Annotated in this window: 16 protein-coding genes; 12 read left to right on the forward strand and 4 right to left on the reverse strand. The window is 64.3% G+C overall.

Features of this window, described 5'->3' with window-relative positions:
* Nucleotides 1-47: 47 nt before the first annotated feature.
* The 9 genes from OEX18_12040 (at nt 48) to OEX18_12080 (ending at nt 10,198) form a co-directional block, all read left to right on the forward strand.
* Nucleotides 48-758 (forward strand): DUF4159 domain-containing protein, encoded by a 711-nt coding sequence (locus OEX18_12040; protein ID MDH4337993.1) that lies wholly within the window; start codon nt 48-50, stop codon nt 756-758.
* Nucleotides 759-774: 16 nt separating this feature from the next.
* A complete protein-coding gene (locus OEX18_12045) occupies nt 775-4,164 on the forward strand; it encodes a DUF4175 family protein (protein MDH4337994.1) in 3,390 nt (1,129 codons plus the stop codon).
* Between the two features lies 1 nt (nt 4,165).
* Complete coding sequence (locus OEX18_12050; GenBank protein ID MDH4337995.1) at nt 4,166-6,076, forward strand: tetratricopeptide repeat protein; 1,911 nt, start codon at nt 4,166-4,168, stop codon at nt 6,074-6,076.
* Between the two features lie 76 nt (nt 6,077-6,152).
* Nucleotides 6,153-7,331, forward strand: a complete 1,179-nt coding sequence (locus OEX18_12055; GenBank protein ID MDH4337996.1) for an asparagine synthetase B — start codon at nt 6,153-6,155, stop codon at nt 7,329-7,331.
* Between the two features lie 149 nt (nt 7,332-7,480).
* Entirely contained in the window at nt 7,481-8,668 is a 1,188-nt protein-coding gene (locus tag OEX18_12060; protein MDH4337997.1) for a hypothetical protein, read from the forward strand.
* A gap of 81 nt (nt 8,669-8,749) precedes the next feature.
* Complete coding sequence (locus OEX18_12065; GenBank protein ID MDH4337998.1) at nt 8,750-9,013, forward strand: hypothetical protein; 264 nt, start codon at nt 8,750-8,752, stop codon at nt 9,011-9,013.
* A complete protein-coding gene (locus OEX18_12070) occupies nt 9,013-9,312 on the forward strand; it encodes a hypothetical protein (protein MDH4337999.1) in 300 nt (99 codons plus the stop codon). Before OEX18_12065 ends, OEX18_12070 begins: the two co-directional genes overlap by 1 nt.
* Before the next feature lie 5 nt (nt 9,313-9,317).
* Nucleotides 9,318-9,803: a DUF456 family protein gene (locus OEX18_12075; protein MDH4338000.1), complete on the forward strand. Its 486-nt coding sequence runs from the start codon at nt 9,318-9,320 to the stop codon at nt 9,801-9,803.
* A 167-nt stretch (nt 9,804-9,970) separates the two neighbouring features.
* Nucleotides 9,971-10,198: a hypothetical protein gene (locus tag OEX18_12080; GenBank protein MDH4338001.1), complete on the forward strand. Its 228-nt coding sequence runs from the start codon at nt 9,971-9,973 to the stop codon at nt 10,196-10,198.
* Nucleotides 10,199-10,209: 11 nt separating this feature from the next.
* Here OEX18_12080 and OEX18_12085 read toward each other — a convergent pair whose 3' ends face one another.
* The gene (locus tag OEX18_12085) at nt 10,210-11,040 is read right to left on the reverse strand and encodes a CPBP family intramembrane metalloprotease (GenBank protein ID MDH4338002.1); all 831 of its coding nucleotides are present in this window, start codon (nt 11,038-11,040) and stop codon (nt 10,210-10,212) included.
* Nucleotides 11,041-11,119: 79 nt separating this feature from the next.
* Here OEX18_12085 and OEX18_12090 point away from each other — a divergent pair, with 79 nt between their 5' ends.
* Nucleotides 11,120-11,815, forward strand: a complete 696-nt coding sequence (locus OEX18_12090; protein MDH4338003.1) for an HAD-IA family hydrolase — start codon at nt 11,120-11,122, stop codon at nt 11,813-11,815.
* On the opposite strand, the gene OEX18_12095 is transcribed toward OEX18_12090, so the two are convergent.
* The gene (locus OEX18_12095) at nt 11,812-12,507 is read right to left on the reverse strand and encodes an NAD(P)H-binding protein (protein MDH4338004.1); all 696 of its coding nucleotides are present in this window, start codon (nt 12,505-12,507) and stop codon (nt 11,812-11,814) included. The two genes, OEX18_12090 and OEX18_12095, sit on opposite strands and share 4 nt — an antisense overlap.
* Before the next feature lie 17 nt (nt 12,508-12,524).
* A complete protein-coding gene (locus tag OEX18_12100) occupies nt 12,525-13,169 on the reverse strand; it encodes a dihydrofolate reductase family protein (protein ID MDH4338005.1) in 645 nt (214 codons plus the stop codon).
* A gap of 110 nt (nt 13,170-13,279) precedes the next feature.
* Here OEX18_12100 and OEX18_12105 point away from each other — a divergent pair, with 110 nt between their 5' ends.
* Complete coding sequence (locus OEX18_12105) at nt 13,280-14,920, forward strand: NAD(P)H-hydrate dehydratase (GenBank protein ID MDH4338006.1); 1,641 nt, start codon at nt 13,280-13,282, stop codon at nt 14,918-14,920.
* Between the two features lie 139 nt (nt 14,921-15,059).
* Nucleotides 15,060-16,481 carry a type I glutamate--ammonia ligase gene (glnA, locus tag OEX18_12110; GenBank protein MDH4338007.1) on the forward strand — a complete coding sequence of 474 codons (1,422 nt, stop codon included), beginning with the start codon at nt 15,060-15,062 and terminating at the stop codon, nt 16,479-16,481.
* 150 nt (nt 16,482-16,631) lie between these two features.
* Here glnA and OEX18_12115 read toward each other — a convergent pair whose 3' ends face one another.
* Nucleotides 16,632-17,789 carry an HNH endonuclease gene (locus OEX18_12115; protein MDH4338008.1) on the reverse strand — a complete coding sequence of 386 codons (1,158 nt, stop codon included), beginning with the start codon at nt 17,787-17,789 and terminating at the stop codon, nt 16,632-16,634.
* Nucleotides 17,790-17,802 lie beyond the last annotated feature (13 nt).

Consider the following 17,802-nt stretch of genomic DNA (forward strand, 5'->3'; position numbering starts at 1 on the left):
TTTGCAGATACCCGCGCGGTTAACTATAATTGATGTCACGGAGTTACATGATGCGGAACCCCTTTTTGGCAGTGCTGGCGGTGGCGATGGCGGGCGCGGTTTTCGCGCCGGCCGTGGCGAGCGCCCAGGCCGTCAAGGGCGACCCCGCCGAGGAGTACAGCGTGCGCATCGCGCGGCTCAAGTACGCGGGCGGCGGCGACTGGTATGCGGACCCCTCGTCCATTCCCAACTGGCTCTCCGAGTTCGAGCGCCGCACCGGGGTGAAGACCTTCAAGGAAGAGAAGGTGGTCACCCTCACCGACGAGAACCTGCGCGCGTATCCGTTTCTGTACATGACCGGCCACGGCACGGTGAAGCTCTCGCACGAGGAGCGCGACGCGCTGCGTGCCTACCTGGAAGACGGTGGCTTCCTGTACGCCAACGACAACTACGGGATGGACGCGTCGTTTCGCGCCATGGTGCGCGACGTGTTCCCGGACCGCCCCTTCGAGGAGCTCTCCGCGGACCACCCCATCTTTCACTGTTTCTACGACCTGCCGGGGCTGCCCAAGATTCACGAGCACGACGGCAAGCCGCCGCAGGCATTCGGCGTCACCGTCGACGACCGCCTGGTGATTTTCTATTCGTACGAGTCCGACATCGGTGATGGCCTGGAAGATCCGGATGTGCACAGGGATCCGCCCGCCAAGCGCGAACTCGCCATGAAGATGGCAACCAACGTCCTCATGTACGCGCTCACCCAGAGCGTGCTCCTGTGACGGAAAGAGAGACGCGATGAAACCGGCCGCCAACGACGCCCTGCGCGGGTACCTTCGAGCGATTCTGCTGCGCGCGGCCGCACTGCACTTCGGCGCCGGTCTGGTGAGCGTTCTCGCGGGCGTGGCGTGGATTCTGCTCGCCATCGTCATCTGGTCCGCGTTCGTTTCCGCACCCAGTCTCGCGGTGGCCACGTGGGTGGCGCGCATTGCGGTTGCCGCCATCGTCGCCATGGTGACGTGGTTCATCGTGGTGCCGCTGGTCCGCATGCCCGGGGTAGACCGGCTTGCAAATGAGATCGAGCGCCGGCAGGACCTGAAGGAACTGGTGCGCGCCGGCTTCGAGTTCAGCCGCGACGAGAAGGCTTCGCAGCGCTACTCGCCCGAACTGGTCAAGGAAGTCATCCGCCAGGCGGTGGAGCGGCTCTCCGGCATTCGTGTGCGCTCCATTTTCCTCGACCGGCGCCAGCTCGCGCTGGTTCCGGTGGCGCTGGGCGGACTGGTGGTGCTGCTGGGCATCTCGCTCTTCAACCCGCGCATCGTCACCGACGCCGGGCGCCGCGTGATTTCGCCGGCGGAGATCGCCGCCGCGCCGCACGGCCCCAACATCCAGGCGCAGCCGGGCAACGTGACCGTGCTGGCGGGCAGCGATGTCACCGTGAGCGGCCTCGACCTGGGCGAGAGCGACATGCCGGTGGAAGTATCCTTTAATCTGTCGGCGGATTTCTGGAAGACCGAGCCCACGCAGATCGTGCGCCGCGACCCGGCCGCGGAGCTGGCGTTCGACCGCTACGACTACACCTTCAAGGACATCCGCAACACCACGTCGTACTACTTCCAGGCGGGAAACTACAAGAGCCGCACGTACACCATCACCGTGGTGCACGAGCCCATTCTCACCGATGTGCGCGTGACGCTGACACCGCCCGCGTATACGGGCGAGCCCGTCACCACGCTCACCGACAACGCCGGCAACGTGCAGGCGCTGGAGGGCACGCAGGTCAAGGTGGAGGCGCGCAGCAACAACCCGTTGCGCGCGGCGTGGGTGCAGTTCGGCGCCACCGACAGGAAGCCGGTGGCGCACGAGGGTCGCGACCTGTCGTTCGAGTTCGCGGCACTCGCGGACGGTCAGTACCGCGTACTGCTGGAGGACTCGCTGGGCTTCGCCACCCGCGATCCGCTCACCTATACCATTGAGGTCTTCCAGGACAACCCGCCCAGCGTGGACGTGCTGGAGCCCGGCGAAGACACCGACATGCCGCGCACGCAGCAGGTGGACATTGGCTTTGTGGCCGCGGACGACTACGGCGTCACCCGCGCCACGCTGCACCACCGCCGCACCGGCGCGGACGAGTTCTCGCGCATCACCGTGCCGCTGGGAGAGCAGAAGAACCGGAAGGAACTGGCGGTGGCCTACCGATGGGACCTCTCCGGCATCACCCTCTTCCCGGGCAACGCGGTGGAGTACTACGTGGAGGTGGCGGACAACAACGTGGTCACCGGGCCGGGGGTGGCGCGCAGCAAGATATTCCACATCACCATGCCCACCATTGCCGAGCTGTACGACAACGCGCGCGAAGACGAGAGCAAGCGCGCCGAGGCGCTGGAGAGCGCCATCGAGGATAGCAAGCAGTTGAGCGAGCAGCTGGAGAAGATCTCCCGCGAGTACCTGAAGACCGAAAAAATGGAGTGGTCGCAGAAGAAGGAACTCGACCGCGCCATCGAGAACCAGAAGTCGGTGCAGGAGAAACTCTCCGAGGTGAAGGAGTCGCTCGACAAGACCCTGCAGCAGCTCTCCGACAACGAGATGACCACGCAGGAAATCGGCAAGAAGCTGGAAGAGATTCGCGAGCTGATGGACGAGATCAACTCCGCCGAGTTGCAGAAGTACATGGAAGAGCTGCGCCAGGCCATGGAGAAGATGAGCCCGCAGGACGTGCGCCAGGCGCTGGAGAACCTGGAGCTCAACACCGAGGAGATGCTGGAGCGCCTGGAGCGCACGGCGAGCCTGCTCAAGCAGCTGCAGAAGGAACAGAAGATGGAGGAGATGGTCCGCAAGGCGCAGGACCTCATGGAGAAGCAGGCCGACCTCAACGAGGAGACCGGCGACGCATCCGACCAGGACGGCGCCAAGATGAACGAACTGTCCGAGCGGCAGGAAGAACTGGCCAAGCAGGCGGCGGAGATGCAGAAGTCGGCGGAGGACCTCGCCGGCGAGATGGACGACCAACAGGTGTCGAAGGAACTACAGCAGATGTCCGAGGACATGAAGTCGCCCGAGGGCCCGCAGGAGAACATGGAGAACGCCGCGCAGAACCTCCAGCAGCAGCAGCGCCAGCAGGCCATGCAGCAGCAGCAGGAGGCCATGGACAAGATGGTGAGCCTGTTCAAACGCGCGCAGCAGGCGCAGCAGTCCATGCAGCAGAACCAGAACCAGCAGATGGCGGCCAACTTCCAGAAGTTTGCGCGCCAGACGCTGGACCTGTCGTTCCGCCAGGAGGCGCTGGCCGGCGGGCTCAAGGAGGGAGCGGTGCGCGAGAGCGACCCGTCGTCGTGGGACAACTTCGCCGAAGACCAGTTGAGCTACCTGCAGGCCACCGAGAAGGTGGCGGACGAGGTCATGAAGATCGGCATGATGTCCATGATGGTGCCGCCCGCGCTCATGGAGTCGCTGGGCGAGGCCATCAACCGCATGCAGAGTTCCATGCTGTTCCTCGAACAGAACAAGCCGTACATGAGCACGGCGCACGCCAGCAACGCGGTGGAGTCGCTCAACAAGGCCACCATCGAAATGCTGCGCAGCGCGCAAAGTTGCTCGTCGGGACAGAGCGGGCAGGGCAAACCGAGCGCGCAGCAGATGCTGCAGTCCATGATCCCGCGCCAGCAGGACATCATTAAAGAAACGCAGTCCATGATGCAGATGCGCATTGCCGAGGAGGCGCTGCGCCAGCAGCGGCAGGCGCAACTGGACCGTCTGGCGGGAGAGCAGCGCTCGTTGCAGGAGATTGCCAAGCAGATTCAGGAGTCCATGCGGGGCGAGCAACAGCCGCTGGGCAAGCTGGACCGCGCCATCCAGGACATGGAAGCGGTGGTGGAGAGCCTCAAGCAGGGCAACCTCAACGACGACCTGGTGAGCCGCCAGCAGCGCATCCTCTCGCGCATGCTCGACGCCGAGCGCTCCGTGCACACGCGCGACTACGAGAAGGAACGCGAGAGCATGACCGCCGACGAGGTGTTCTCGCGCACGCTGGGGCGCCGTCCCGAGAGCGCCGACGCGCAGTCGCTGCGCGACGAGATCCAGCGCGCCATGCAGCTCAAGGCGCCGGGCGAGTTCGAAGACCTGATCCGCATGTACTTCCGCGCACTCGCGGACGAATCGCCGGCCGACGCCGCACCGCGGGGCAACTGACGTGAAGTTCCGGTTTCTGTTTGCAGCATGCGCCGTGCTGGTGCTGGCCGCGTCCGCGGCCGCGCAGCAACAGCAACGGGCGCCGCGCCCCTTCCGCGCCGATCCGCTCACGGTGAGCGCCGACATCATGGAGGCCTCGCGCCTCATGGCCGTCAACCCCGACGCCGCCATTGCGCTGCTGCACCAGCTCAACGCGCGCTACCCGGGCCGCGACGACATTCTCTCGCGCCTGGGCTACGGCATGCAGGTGGTGGGCAAGGCGGACTCCGCGGTGTTCTATTATAAGGCGGCGCTGCAGTCCAACCCCATGAACCTCGATGCGGGCAAGTCGCTGGGTTCCATCTACTTCACCGACGGGCGCGAGCGCGAGGCCATGCAGCTCTTCAACCGCATCCTCGAGGCCAACAACTACAACATCGGCGCGTACAAGATTGTCGCGGGCGCGCTGCGCGACCTGGGCCGCACCGACGAGGCCATCGACATCCTCGAGCAGGGCCGCAAGCGCAACCCGAAGAACCAGGCGCTCACGCTGGAAATTGCCACGCTCTACAAGCAGGCGGGCGATAACAAGAAGGCGCTGGACCAGTACCTCGACTTCGTGGTGGCGGAGCCGCGCAGCTACCGGCTGGTGCGCGCGCGCATGATCGAAGTGCTGCGCGACGCGGACACCGGTCAGGACGCGCTGGTGGCCTACCTCAACACACGCGCCAACAAGAGCGGCAACGACGGCTTTGCCGCCATGGACGTGCTGGCCGCTTTCTACCTGGAGAGCGGGCTGTTGGAGAACGCGCTCGACATGGCGCTGCGCGCCGACGCCGACAAGTCGTCCGACGGCACCACGCTGCTGGCACTGGCCGAGGACGCCATGAACCGCACCGCCACCCAGCCGCGCCCGCAGCGCGCGCGCTACCTCGACCTCGGGCTGCGCGCGTCGGAGGCGTACGTGCACGGGCACGAGAAGGCGCCCGACATCGACCGCGCCAAGTGGATCCTCGCCGACATCTACACCCAGTACGGCTCCGGCATGAACCCGGCGGTGCCGGCCACCGAGCGCGCGGCATACCTGGAGCGCGCGGTGAAGGAGTACGAGGACATCTCGCGGCGCTTCCCGGGTTCGGAACTCGCGGAGCAGGCGTACATCGAACGCGGCGACGTGCTGCTCAAGAAACTCAAGCGCCCCGACGAAGCGCTCAACGCCTACAAGTCGGGTTCGGTGAACGCGCGGCGGCTGGGCGGAACCTTCGCGGCGCGCATCGCCGAGGTGTACATCGGTGACGACCGCACCGCGGATGCCGACAACTACCTCAGGGCGCTCACCCGCGCAGGCAATCCCGACCTGGCGCAGGCGGGGCTGTACTACACCGGCGTCAACCTGGCCGTGAAGAAGGAGTACTCGCTGGCGCGCGACACGCTCACGGCGCTGGCTGAGTTGGCGCCGTCGTCGGCGTACTCCAACGACGCCATCGAGACGGCGTGGGTGATCGAAGAGGCGAATATGTACAAGTCGCAGTCGCTTGACGACTGGTTCGCCGCGCGCAAGGCGGACATGGTGGGCGACACCACGACCATGCTGGTGCGCTACCAGAGCATCGGCGGCCGCGGCCTGGACGACCCGGTGCGCCCGCGCGCGTTGCACGAGATGGGACTGCTGCTGTTCGACCGCGGCAGCAACGACGCCGCCATCGCCGCGTTCCGGCGCTTCCTCGACGACTACCCGGACAACGAGATGTCGCCGGTGGTGCTGCGCGCCATCGGCCGCGTGTACGAAGTGGGCCTGGGACAGTACGAGCGAGCGCTGCACGAGTACGAGCAGGTATTGATGTCGTACCCCGAGTACGCACTCCTCGACGACATCCGCCGCGATATCACCCGCGTACGCGCCATGCAACAGGGGGCGACGTATGCGCCGTAGCTTGTCTTGGATTGTCACGGTCGTCACGCTGGTGGTCGTGGGTGCCCCCGCCTTCGCCCAGCAGATCCTCGTTCCCATGGACTTGAAGCAGACCAACCACCTCAAGGCATACGGGCTCGCGTACCACGCCCTCGAGCGCGGGCAGACGGTGGACTGGCTCTTGAACTACCGCGGCGGCAGCTTTCTCATGCCGGCCACCGAGGCCGTCATTCTGGACGCGCGGCTCAAGAACGTGTCGTTCGAAATGGTGAGCGGTTCCGACGTGGCGCAGATCACAGCGGAGATCGCGCAGAACAACATGGAGACGGTGCGACTGGAGAAGGCGCCCAGGGTGGCGGTGTACGTGCCCACGCTCAAGCAGCCGTGGGACGACGCCGTCATGCTGGCCATGGAGTACGCGGAGATTCCCTACGCGCGCGTGTTCGACGAGGAGGTGCTGGCGGGAAAGCTCCCCGAGTACGACTGGCTGCACCTTCATCATGAGGACTTCACCGGCCAGTACGGCAAGTTCTACGCGGCCTACCGCCACACCGACTGGTACCAGGCCGACCAGCGCGACTCCGAGGCGCGCGCGCGCAGGCTGGGTTTCACCAAGGTGTCCGACGAGAAGAAGGCGGTCACCAACAAGATTCGTGACTACGTGCAGAATGGCGGCTTCCTGTTTGCCATGTGCTCGGCGTGCGACACCTACGACATCGCGCTCTCGGCGGCGGGTGTGGACATCGTGGCGCAGGAGTTCGACTACGACGGCATCACGCCGGGCTTCCAGGACAGGCTGGACTACGACCGCTGCTTCGCGTTCACGGGCTTCAAGCTGGTAACGAGCCCGCTGGTGTACGAGTTCTCCGACATCGACACCAGCGACTACGCCACCGCGCGCGGCAGCGACGCAGACTATTTTACGCTGTTCGAGTTCTCCGCCAAGTACGACCCGGTGCCCGCCATGCTCACCCAGAATCACGTGAGCTTCGTGAAGGGTTTCCTGGGGCAGACCACGGGCTTTCGCAAGCAGGTGGTCAAGAAGAGCGTGGTGATCCTGGGCGAAGACGCGGTGCACGACGATGTCAAGTACCTGCACGGCAATGCGGGCCGCGGCACGTTCACCTTTCTGGGCGGCCACGACCCGGAAGACTACCAGCACGCCGTCGGCGACCCGCCCACCGACCTCAATCTCCACGTCAACTCGCCGGGCTACCGTTTGATCCTCAACAACGTGCTGTTCCCGGCCGCCAAGAAGAAGACGCTGAAGACCTGACGCCGAGTTGTGTCGCTTTATGGCTGGCAAACCGCATATGATCACTGCGTAATCGACATGTGGGCGACTGGAAGCACTTGTACATGGGAAGCGTGGAACGTCATGCAGGCGCAGCAGCAAGTTTCTCATTGGTGCAACTACACGTCCTGATGAAGAAGCAGGTCGCTGGGACCGTGGCGCTACTTGTGTCTGCGCTGATCAGCGGTGCCGCTGCAGTCCCGAAGACCGTGGCCCCGTCCATCCACAAGCCTGTCATGCTCTTCGATCTTTCGGACGAGGTGATGGCGGGGCCGCTCGGCGTCGTCGCGGACGTAGCAGTCGGCGACAGTGTTGTGTATGTTCTTGACCAGCAAAATTGTAATGTTCGCCGCATAACCCTAACTGGCTTAGAGCTTCCGGCGTTGGGAAGAGAAGGGGAAGGACCCGGCGATATTAGCGGGCCATCGAAACTGGCCAATGCCTCAGGTGGAAAGTGCGCTGTGATCCAGGGTATCTCGAACAGGGCGCCGTGCTTTACCCCCGCGGGGAATCTGTGCGATCCATACGACATATCTTCGCTTAGAAGAGGGTATGCGAGCGTGATATGGGTACGGGCCGAGTTCGGGCGTGCCGACGAACTAATTCTTTCTGGGCTCGGCAGTCGTAGGGAGGTCAGCGATTCCTTTGCGCAGTATGAACCCGTGAGTTTCGTCACCCGATTGCGGGCCGATGGCAGCGCCACAGAACTGTTTTCTGAGAACCCTGGAGGTTTCGAAACGGGTGCGGTAAGAACCTCGAGCGGCGCTTCCTTTGCGGTGTACGGATGGGACATAGCCGAGGATGGCACCATCATTTATGCCGACCCGAGTGGCGAGTATCGTGTTTTTATTGGCCATCCAGTGGATGGTGTGAGTCAATCGATCGACCTTCCGGAATGGAATGGCGATGAAGATCGCTACCTATCCTTCGTCGAGAGAGCTCACATTCAATCCCCGAACAGTACGGTGCTACGTGTGGCGTCCGTCCATTGGTTGGGTCGGGGGTGTTTCATGGTTCGTCCCTCCGCGGAACTGTCTGGAGTCCCTGCAGAGAATGGGATTGGCACCTTTGAGGTTTTTCGACGCAACGGCGATTCGCTTGGAAGGTACACTGTGTACTGCGACCTGGACTCGGCCAACGATACGTTCTTTGTTCGAGGGAATGTCTTGGTGGTCATCCGCGGTGCAAAGTCAGTGGCCCGTGCGGCGTACCCCGAAGTACTTGGGCCGGGAAAGAACCGCAAAACGCCTTCTTTGGAAGTTGATGAAGTGCGAATCAGGGCGTATGATCTTTTCTCCGAGGTAATGGCTGGCCGCTGACACGCTTGCAGACGGCTAACGGCGAGGCCAAGAAGAAGACGCTGAAGACCTGACGCCGTCCGGTTGTGTTATCCTCTGCCAATGATCGGTGATCCTGTCAACGAGACCCACCCCGACATTGAGGCGCGAATGGTCGCGGGCTACCGGGCCATGTCGGCCGCCCAGAAGTTCGCGATTGTCTGTTCCCTCATTCGCACCGTAAACGAGCTGGCGTTGATAGACATTCGCCGGCACCATCCCCATGCGGACGAACGCGAACTCATGTTGCGCCTCGCGTCGCGCACCATGGATCCCGGGTTGCTTAAGAAGGCCTTCGGCTGGGATGTCGAGGTCGAGGGGTACTGATGGTGGCCGAGCCAGCTCTGGTCGTGGCCCGGCTCGCGCGTATGTTCGAGGACGTTGGCATTCGAAATTTCATCGGCGGGTCGTTCGCGAGTTCCCTCTACGGCATCCCGCGCGCAACGCAGGACGTGGATATCGTCGCCGGCCTCAACTATGAGCATGTTGACGCGTTGTTGCGAGACGTCGCCGGCTTGCTGAAGGTGCAGGAGGCCCACCTGGACAACGGATACCTGGATCACTGGGCGCCGGTTCTGGAAGTCATGGACCTCCTGGGCCGTGCCCGGGCTGAACGCGAGGCGTAGCACCAATGACCCAATCCATCATTTTATGGTCCCTGGCCGCCATCTGCGTGGTGGCCGGTTTCGTCGGTGTGATAGCACCCGTGCTTCCCGGCGCCCCGCTGGTGTTCATCGGGCTGGTGCTGGCCGCGTGGGCGGAGGGCTTTCAGTACGTCGGCATGTGGACGCTCATCATCATCGCCGTGCTGCTGGGCCTCACCTACGTGGTGGACGCCATCGCCAGCGCGCTGGGAGTCAAGCGCGTGGGCGCGAGCAAGCAGGCCATGTGGGGTGCGGTCATCGGCACCACGGTGGGTGTATTCTTCGGCATCACCGGCATTCTGCTGGGGCCGTTCGTGGGCGCGGTGGCGGGCGAGCTGATTGCGCGGCGCGATTTCATGCAGGCCGGCAAGGCCGGCGTGGCGGCGTGGATCGGCTTCATCGTGGGCACGCTGGGAAAGATGGCCATCCTGTTCGCCATGGTCGGCGTGTTCGTGGTGAAACGGTTGCTGTAACGCCGGGCGGCTTGAGCGTATTTCATGAGGGCACGCCGACATACCCCTTGACACCCCCCCGCGGCCGCCGGGATAATTCGCGCGTTGCCCCGATGCAGCGCAACAGATTGTCTTACTCGGAGTTAGTTCGAGTGGGCGTCGGGGCCGGTGATGAAAGGGAGGTGACGATGTCGTTCATGCGGGGGCGTGTGGACGGCGCCGATATGGAGAAAGTTTTTCCAGCGTGCCAGAAATGCAACAAGGGCCTGCTGTTGCCCCTGTCTGACTACGGCCGCGACGGCGCGCCCATCATGTACAAGGCGTGGGTGTGCAACAACCCGGACTGTGGGTTCAATATCAGAATCGACAACGGGGAGATCAGCGTCGGACGTGACATCAGCACGTCCGTCAAGTAAGTCGCCGTCCGTCAGTTGACCGGTTGTGTGTAGGGAGGTTCCGTTTCGGGGCCTCCCTCTTTCATTTTGAAGAGCAGGAAGACGAAGATCACCAGCGCGCCCACGACGATGCGCGTGTCCTGCAGGTAGATCGGCAGTCCGCCGTCCACCGCGTCATCGGACCACGTCAACTGCGCCAGCGCCGCCAGGTTGAAGAGTGCGTGCGAGACCATGGTGTAGGTGAGGTTGCCGGTGGCGTAGTACACCCACCCCAGGTACCAGCCGAACACGGTGATGCTGATGAGCAGGTGCGCGTTCAGATGCACCGCGCCGAACACCGCTCCGGACAGCGCCACCGCCAGCAGCGCGCCCAGGTTGCGCTGGAAGATCTGCTGGATCAGGCCGCGAAACACCACTTCCTCGGCCAGCGGCACCAGCATGCACAGCCCGATAAGGATCACCAGGAACTGCAGCGGCCCCTCGGGTTTGAGTTCGCGGATGGCCTCGGCGTAGTCGTCCGGGACGGGGCTGAAGTGCTGGGTGATCACGTAGATCTGGTCCACCAGCACTACGACCCCCGCGGTGGCGGCGATCACCAGCAGCAGCCGCGGCCAGCGCGGCCGGGCGATGCGCAACTGCCCGCGGATGCCGGCCGGGAAGCGACGCGTGAGCAGGTAGACCGGGATGATGATGCCGAGCAGCGACGACACCCCGATGCCCACCCGGTAGTGCTCCAGGAGCGCGAAGAGCTGCTGGATGTACATGCTGGAGAGCACACAGCTCGCGCAGAAGAACAACAGGAAGTAGTTGTTCACGGCGGTGAACACGTCGGGGGGGGTGTTGCGTGGGGTGGTCTCTTCCACTAGAATAAGGTCCTCTCCGGCACCATCTTACAACAACGCGGCCCCGGCCGCGAGAACGGGAACGACGAGTATAGCCACCATGATAAAAGCCGTCATCTTCGACCTCGACAATACCCTCACCGATTTCATGCGCATGAAGGAGAACGCCGTGGACGCCGCCGTGGATGCCATGGTCGACGCGGGCCTGCGTTTTCCCCCGGAGGAGATCAAGCAGAAGATCTACGCCATCTACGAGCGCGAGGGAATCGAGTTCCAGAGCGTGTTCGACCACGCGCTCGAGGAGATGATCGGCCAGGTGGACTACAAGATCCACGCCGCGGGCATCGTGGGCTACCGGCGGGCCAAGGAGGCGTCGCTGGTGCTCTACCCGCACGTCAAGGTGACCTTGATCGAGCTGATGAAGCGCGGCATCAAGCTGGGGGTCGTGTCCGACGCGCCGCGCAAGGAAGCGTGGCTGCGGCTGTGCTACCTGCAACTCCACCACATGTTCGACTTTGTGACGACCTTCGAGGACACGGGCGTGCGCAAGCCCAGCCCCAAGCCGTTCCAGCGGGCGCTCGACTACTTTCAGCTCTCACCGCCGGACGCGATCATGGTGGGCGACTGGCCGGAGCGCGACATCACCGGCGCGGGCAAGCTGGGGATGGTAACCGTGTTCGCGCGCTACGGCGACACCAAGGCGTCCAAGGATAGCGGCGCCAACTACGACATCAACGACATCTACGAATTGGTGGACATCGTGGACAAGCTGAACAAGGGCGCGGGCGCGCGTTAGTCGGCCCGACGCGCGTTCGCCAGAGCGGAAGCGGTCTGGCAACCGACGATGGCGGGTGCTTCGTGAACCAGGGCATCGTTGGTGAGCGCATCCACCATGAAGAGTGCATAGTCGACGCGGCGGGTGCGGTTGCTCTTGAGGATGGGATCGCCCACGTGACGGCTCCACACCGGAAGTCCCTGGCTCTCTCCTTCCTCGAGATCGCTGCCGCGAACCACCGTCCACCGCTTGCTGCTCGCGAAGATGCGGCGGCATGCCTCCACCTGATCGTCGATGTCCACCAGCCGGGCCAGCCGGGCCAGCCGGGAAAAGACGGCGACCACCGTCTTGAAGGCTGGCGAGTAGACGTCCTTGCCATCCTTTGTGATGTGCCAGCCGCAGGAAAACACCAGGCGCGCATCGGTCCGCGAGAAATCCAGCACGGCCTGCGCGGTTCCGGACGAGTAATCGTGAACCCCCCACGGCACGAGCACGGTGAGGACCCCGTCGCAATCCGCCACGGCGCGCCGGATGACCTCGCGGTCGTTGGTGGCACCCGGAATGATCGTCATGCGGTCCTTGAAAGGATCCAGCTTGTGCACGCTCTTCGCGCGGCACACGCCGGTAACCGCGTAGCCGCGGCCGAGACAGTGCTGGACCATGTAGCGGCCGAGCTTGCCGGAAGCACCCACAATGCAGACTTTTCGGATCATGCCAGGCATGCGCTCCCTCAGGACTTGCGCAGGATGACGTGCAGCGCGCGCTCGCCGGCCACGTTTTCCGCAACGTTATAGCCCAGTGCTCGCAGGTCGAGTCCGTTCCACAGGTGCTCGCCGGTTCCCAGCACCACCGGCCGCAACGCGAAGTGCGCCTCGTCCACCAGCCCGGCCGAGAGATACTGGCGGATGGTCGCCGCGCCGCCGCCGATTCTCACGTCGCGGTTGCCCGCGGCTTTCTTCGCACGTGAAAGCGCGGCCTCGATGCCGTCGGTCACAAAGTGGAAAGTGGTCCCGCCCTTCATCTCGATCGATGGCCGCGCGTGGTGTGTGAGCACGAACGTGGGCACATGATACGGTGGCTCGTCGCCCCACCAGCCCTTCCAGCTGTCGTCGGGCCAGGGGCCGCGGACGGGCCCGAACATGTTGCGCCCCAGAATCCACGCGCCCATGTTCTCAAATCCGCGCTCGGCTATGCGGTTGTCGACGCCGGTCTCGCCGCCTTCCCCGCCGTGCATGGCACGAAACACGCGCGTGTCGAAGAACCACTCCATCAACTCGGGCCCGCGGACCCCGAGTGGATTCTGGAGACTCTGGTCGGTGCCGGCAGCGAAGCCGTCAACAGAGACGCCGATTGAACAAATGATGACTTTGGACATGTGTTATTCACCCGGTCTGGTCCGAACGCTACCAGAACGGAATCTTCGCCGTCAAACGGGCCGTGCAGTCCCGGATGACAACGCCGCCCGCGGGCGCTACAATGACACCCATGCGTGTTCTTACCGCCAGGCAGATGCAGAAAGTGGACGAGGAGACCATCGCCCACGTCGTTCCCGGGCTCGAGTTGATGGAGCGCGCCGGGCGTGGGGTGGCGCGGGCCATCCTGGCCGGCTTCGCCAACGCCAACGCGCCGCAGGGACCGCGCAAGGCTGTGGTCTTCGTGGGGCCCGGCAACAACGGCGGGGATGGCCTCGTGGTTGCGCGCTACCTGCTTGAAGCCGGCTGGTCGTGCTCCATCCATCTCCTCAAGCCCGCCACGGAGCTCACCCCCGACACCACCAAGAACCACCAGCGCCTCGCGGCCATGAAGTCCTCGGCGCTGCACGAGCTGGACGCCTCGCGCCCCGACTACCCACAGCGCGCGGGCGAGGATCTCGCCGACGTCTCCATCGTCATCGACACGTTGTTTGGAACCGGTGTCTCAGGCGCCCCGCGCGGGCGCGCGGCGGAGATGATTGCGCTCATGAACAACGCCGGTGCGCGCGGTGTTCCCGTGGTGAGCGTGGACATCCCCTCCGGTGTGGACGGCAACACCGGCCAGACGCCGGGTGACGCGGTGCGTGCCATGCAGACACTCACCATCGGCACGCCCAAGACGGGTCTCCTGTTCTATCCCGGCCGCGCGCACGTGGGCAGCGTGGCCGTCATCGACATCGGTTTTCCGGATGAGATCGTTGCCAAGCACTCCGACCCGCTCTATCTGCTGGACGACAACGAGGCGATGCTGCGCATGCCGCAGCGCGCGCCCGACATCCACAAGTTCCAGGCGGGAACGGTGCTGGTGATTGCCGGAAGCGATGCCTACCGCGGTGCGGCATTGCTCACCGCGGAAGCCGCCCTGCGTGGCGGGTGCGGCATGTTGTACCTCGCGGTACCGGAAGGCATCCGCAGCGCGATGGTGTCGTTGCGTGAGGCCATCACCGTGCCGTTGCCGCAGACCAGCGCGGGAACCATTTCGCCTTCCGCTTCCGCCGCGGTGCTGCAGCCGTACCTGGAGCGCGCGGACGCGGTCGCCATCGGTCCTGGCCTCGGCCGCCACGACAGCACCGATGCCTTCGTGCGCGAGTTCGTGTTGTCGGCGGGCAAGCCGGTGGTGGTTGACGCCGACGGGCTCACCGCATTCGCGGGCAACGCCGCCGACTTCAAGAAGACCAGGACGCCCATCGTCATCACGCCGCACGACGGCGAGATGCACCGCCTCACCGGCGAGCGCGTGCCCACGGCGTCGCTCGACAGAATCAAGTTTGCGCGCGAGAGCGCAAAGAAGCTCGGCGTCACGCTGCTGCTCAAGGGAGCACCGGCGCTCGTCGCCAGCCCCACCGGCGATGTCTGGATAAGCGGGTCCGGAACCAATGCTCTCGCCACCGGCGGCACCGGCGACGTGCTCACCGGCCTGGTAGCGAGCTTCCTCGCCCAGACGGTGGGATCCCTGCGCCGCGTCGCCCCCGGGCCCTCGGCGGACCTCCAACCCGCACAAGTGGCTGATGCCACGTGTGTTGCCTGTTTCGTCCACGGCCGCTCCGGGGAGCTCGCCGCCCGCAGCCGGGGGGTGCGCGGCGTCATCGCGGGCGACCTGCTGGCGGCGCTGGGGCCGGCCATCGTGGCCCTCGAGGGCCGCGGCGGGCGCTGAACACGCGGTCTTCCACACCTATTTTGGGCCTCCCGAGGTTCCCCGTTGACCCCCCCCATGGGCCGGTGTAAAGGTTCCTTTTTTGGTGACGGCTTTCGGCCAGATTCCCCCCGATTTCTACGTTTAGGAGGATGGTGTGATGGAGAAGCGTTCTCCAAAGGAGGTCCTGAAGTACGCGCATGACAAGGGTGCGCGCATCCTCGACCTCAAGTTCATCGATTTCCCGGGCACATGGCAGCATTTCAGCCTGCCCATCGCCTCACTCAAGGAAGACTCCTTCGAGGAGGGCTTCGGTTTCGACGGTTCCAGCATCCGCGGATGGAAGAGCATCAACGAGAGCGACATGATCGTGATTCCGGATTCGGACACGGCCTTCATCGACCCGTTCATGAAGGAGACCACGATCTCGCTCACGTGCAACATCTTCGATCCCATCACCAAGGAGCGCTTCTCGCGCGACCCGCGCGCCATCGCCATGAAGGCGGAGGCGTACGTGAAGAGCACCGGCATCGCCACCGACATCTACTTCGGCCCCGAGGCCGAGTTCTTCATTTTTGACGACGTGCGCTTCGAGGCCTCGCCGCACCAGTCGTTCTTCTACCTGGATTCGAGCGAGGGCTCGTGGAACTCGGGCCGCGACGAGAAGCCCAACCTGGGCTACAAGCCGCGCTTCAAGGAAGGTTACTTTCCGGTTCCGCCGGCGGACTCGCTGCACGACCTGCGCACCGAAATGATGATGGAGATCATGAACCTCGGCATCGAGGTGGAGGCGCAGCACCACGAGGTGGCCACGGCGGGTCAGAGCGAGATCGACCTCAAGTTCGACACGCTCACCACCATGGCCGACCAGCTCTTGATCTACAAGTACGTGATCCGCAACGTGGCCAAGCGGCACGGCAAGACGGTGACCTTCATGCCCAAGCCCATCTACGGCGACAACGGGTCCGGCATGCACTGTCACCAGAGTCTGTGGAAGGGCGACACGCCGCTGTTCGCCGGCAACAAGTACGCGGGTATCAGCGACATGGCGCTTCATTATATTGGCGGACTCATCAAGCACGCCAAGGCGCTGTGCGCGTTCACCAACCCCACCACCAACAGCTACAAGCGGCTGGTGCCGGGCTACGAGGCGCCGGTGAACCTGGCCTATTCGCAGCGCAACCGCAGCGCCGCGGTGCGTATCCCCATGTACTCGCAGTCGCCCAAGGCGAAGCGCGTGGAGTTCCGTTGCCCGGATCCCACCTGCAACCCGTACCTGGGTTTTGCGGCCATGGCGATGGCGGGTCTGGACGGGATTCAGAACAAGATCCATCCGGGCGAGCCGCTGGACAAGAACATCTACGACCTGCCGCCGGAAGAGCTGGCCAAGGTGCCCAAGTCGCCGGGGTCGCTCAACGAGGCGCTGGACGCCCTCGAAGCGGATCACGACTTCCTGCTCAAGGGGGACGTGTTCACCGAGGATGTCGTGCGCACGTGGATCGACTACAAGCGCGAGCGCGAGGTGGGGCCGATGTCGCTGCGCCCGCACCCGTACGAGTTCTTCCTGTATTACGACGCGTAGACAGACCTTCCTCTGGTCTGCCAAGAGCGAAGGCCCCGGTCGTGCGGACGATCGGGGCCTTCGTGTTTTCACCTCGCGGTTTCGCCGCCGCCGGAGGATCTTTACATTCACTCCCACTGTGGGAGTACGCACTCTTTTCACAAGCGCTCCTCAGGGCGTTTCCTCAAGTTCGGCCTCACCGCGTGGACGATCGACTCTGGCACCCAGCAGCCGCTCGGCCAGCAACCGGTTGTGCTGCGCACAAAGAAGCCGGAGGTTGCCGATCTCGCCGGTGCCGCCCTGCGCGACGGGAACGATGTGATCGATCTGCAGTCCGCGCGTTGCGTCGCAGCGGCGACCATCGGGGCCAACGAACGTGCAGCGGCCATGATCGCGCGCGAAGACATCGTCGCGCATGCGAAGAGGAATCTGGCGCGGGTTGGGTGAGTCAGCTTGGGAGCCTGGCGTGCTGGACGGTGAGGATTGCACAGTCTCAGTTCTTGCCAGCTCGCGGCGCGAGCGTTGCTCGCGCCGGAGCACGGGATCGCTTCGCTTGAGCGTGTCGTCGAGGACGAGTTCGAACACGTGCTCCAGGGTTGCATTCGCAGGCAGACGGTGCCAGGCGAGCGCGCGAATGCGATCCAGCTTGGTCATGAACGCCGCACTCACGCCGAAGCGCAGGATGATGCGGTGTTGCAGATCACCCTCAAGTGTGCCCGGCGGTGGCGCGCTGTCAGACGGCTCCGATGAAGTTGCGTTCGGGGCATCATCGCCGGAATCGGGCATGGGCATGCTGGCGGATGTGTCATCCTTGGGCGGACGCGTGTTGGACGATGCAAACGAGCTGCTTTTCCGCCAGGGCATCGATTCCAACAGCGGGCTGCGCGGAGGGGCCACCACCACATCACGCACGCGGTCGAGAATCACCGCCTCCGGCAACCGGTACTCCGCGACAAGCGCGATCACCTCGTCCAGCGTCTTGCGCCGGATGCGCGCGAGTACTTCGTCCTTGTTGCGCGGCGTGACAATGCGCGACACGCGAGAGACCGTGCACACGTTGACCTCGTTGGCCTGCAGCAGTTGCATGATCTCCGGGAACCGCGCCACCGTGCGCGCCGCCTGGATGCGCCGGCCCGCCGCCGATCCCGAGTAACCCAGGCCCGACGTGCAGAAGTTGAACATGGAACTGTATCCCAGCGCGAAGTGCAGCTTGCGCCACTCAATCTCGATGAGGCACTCCAGCACGCGCAGCGTGAACGTGCGTTCGACTCCGGACAGTCGTTTGATGCGGTTGAGAACGGCAAGGTCGGGGAGAGATCGCAGGGACATCGCACAGCCTCCT

The organism is Candidatus Krumholzibacteriia bacterium, assembly GCA_029865265.1.
GTDB lineage: Bacteria > Krumholzibacteriota > Krumholzibacteriia > WVZY01 > JAKEHA01 > JAKEHA01.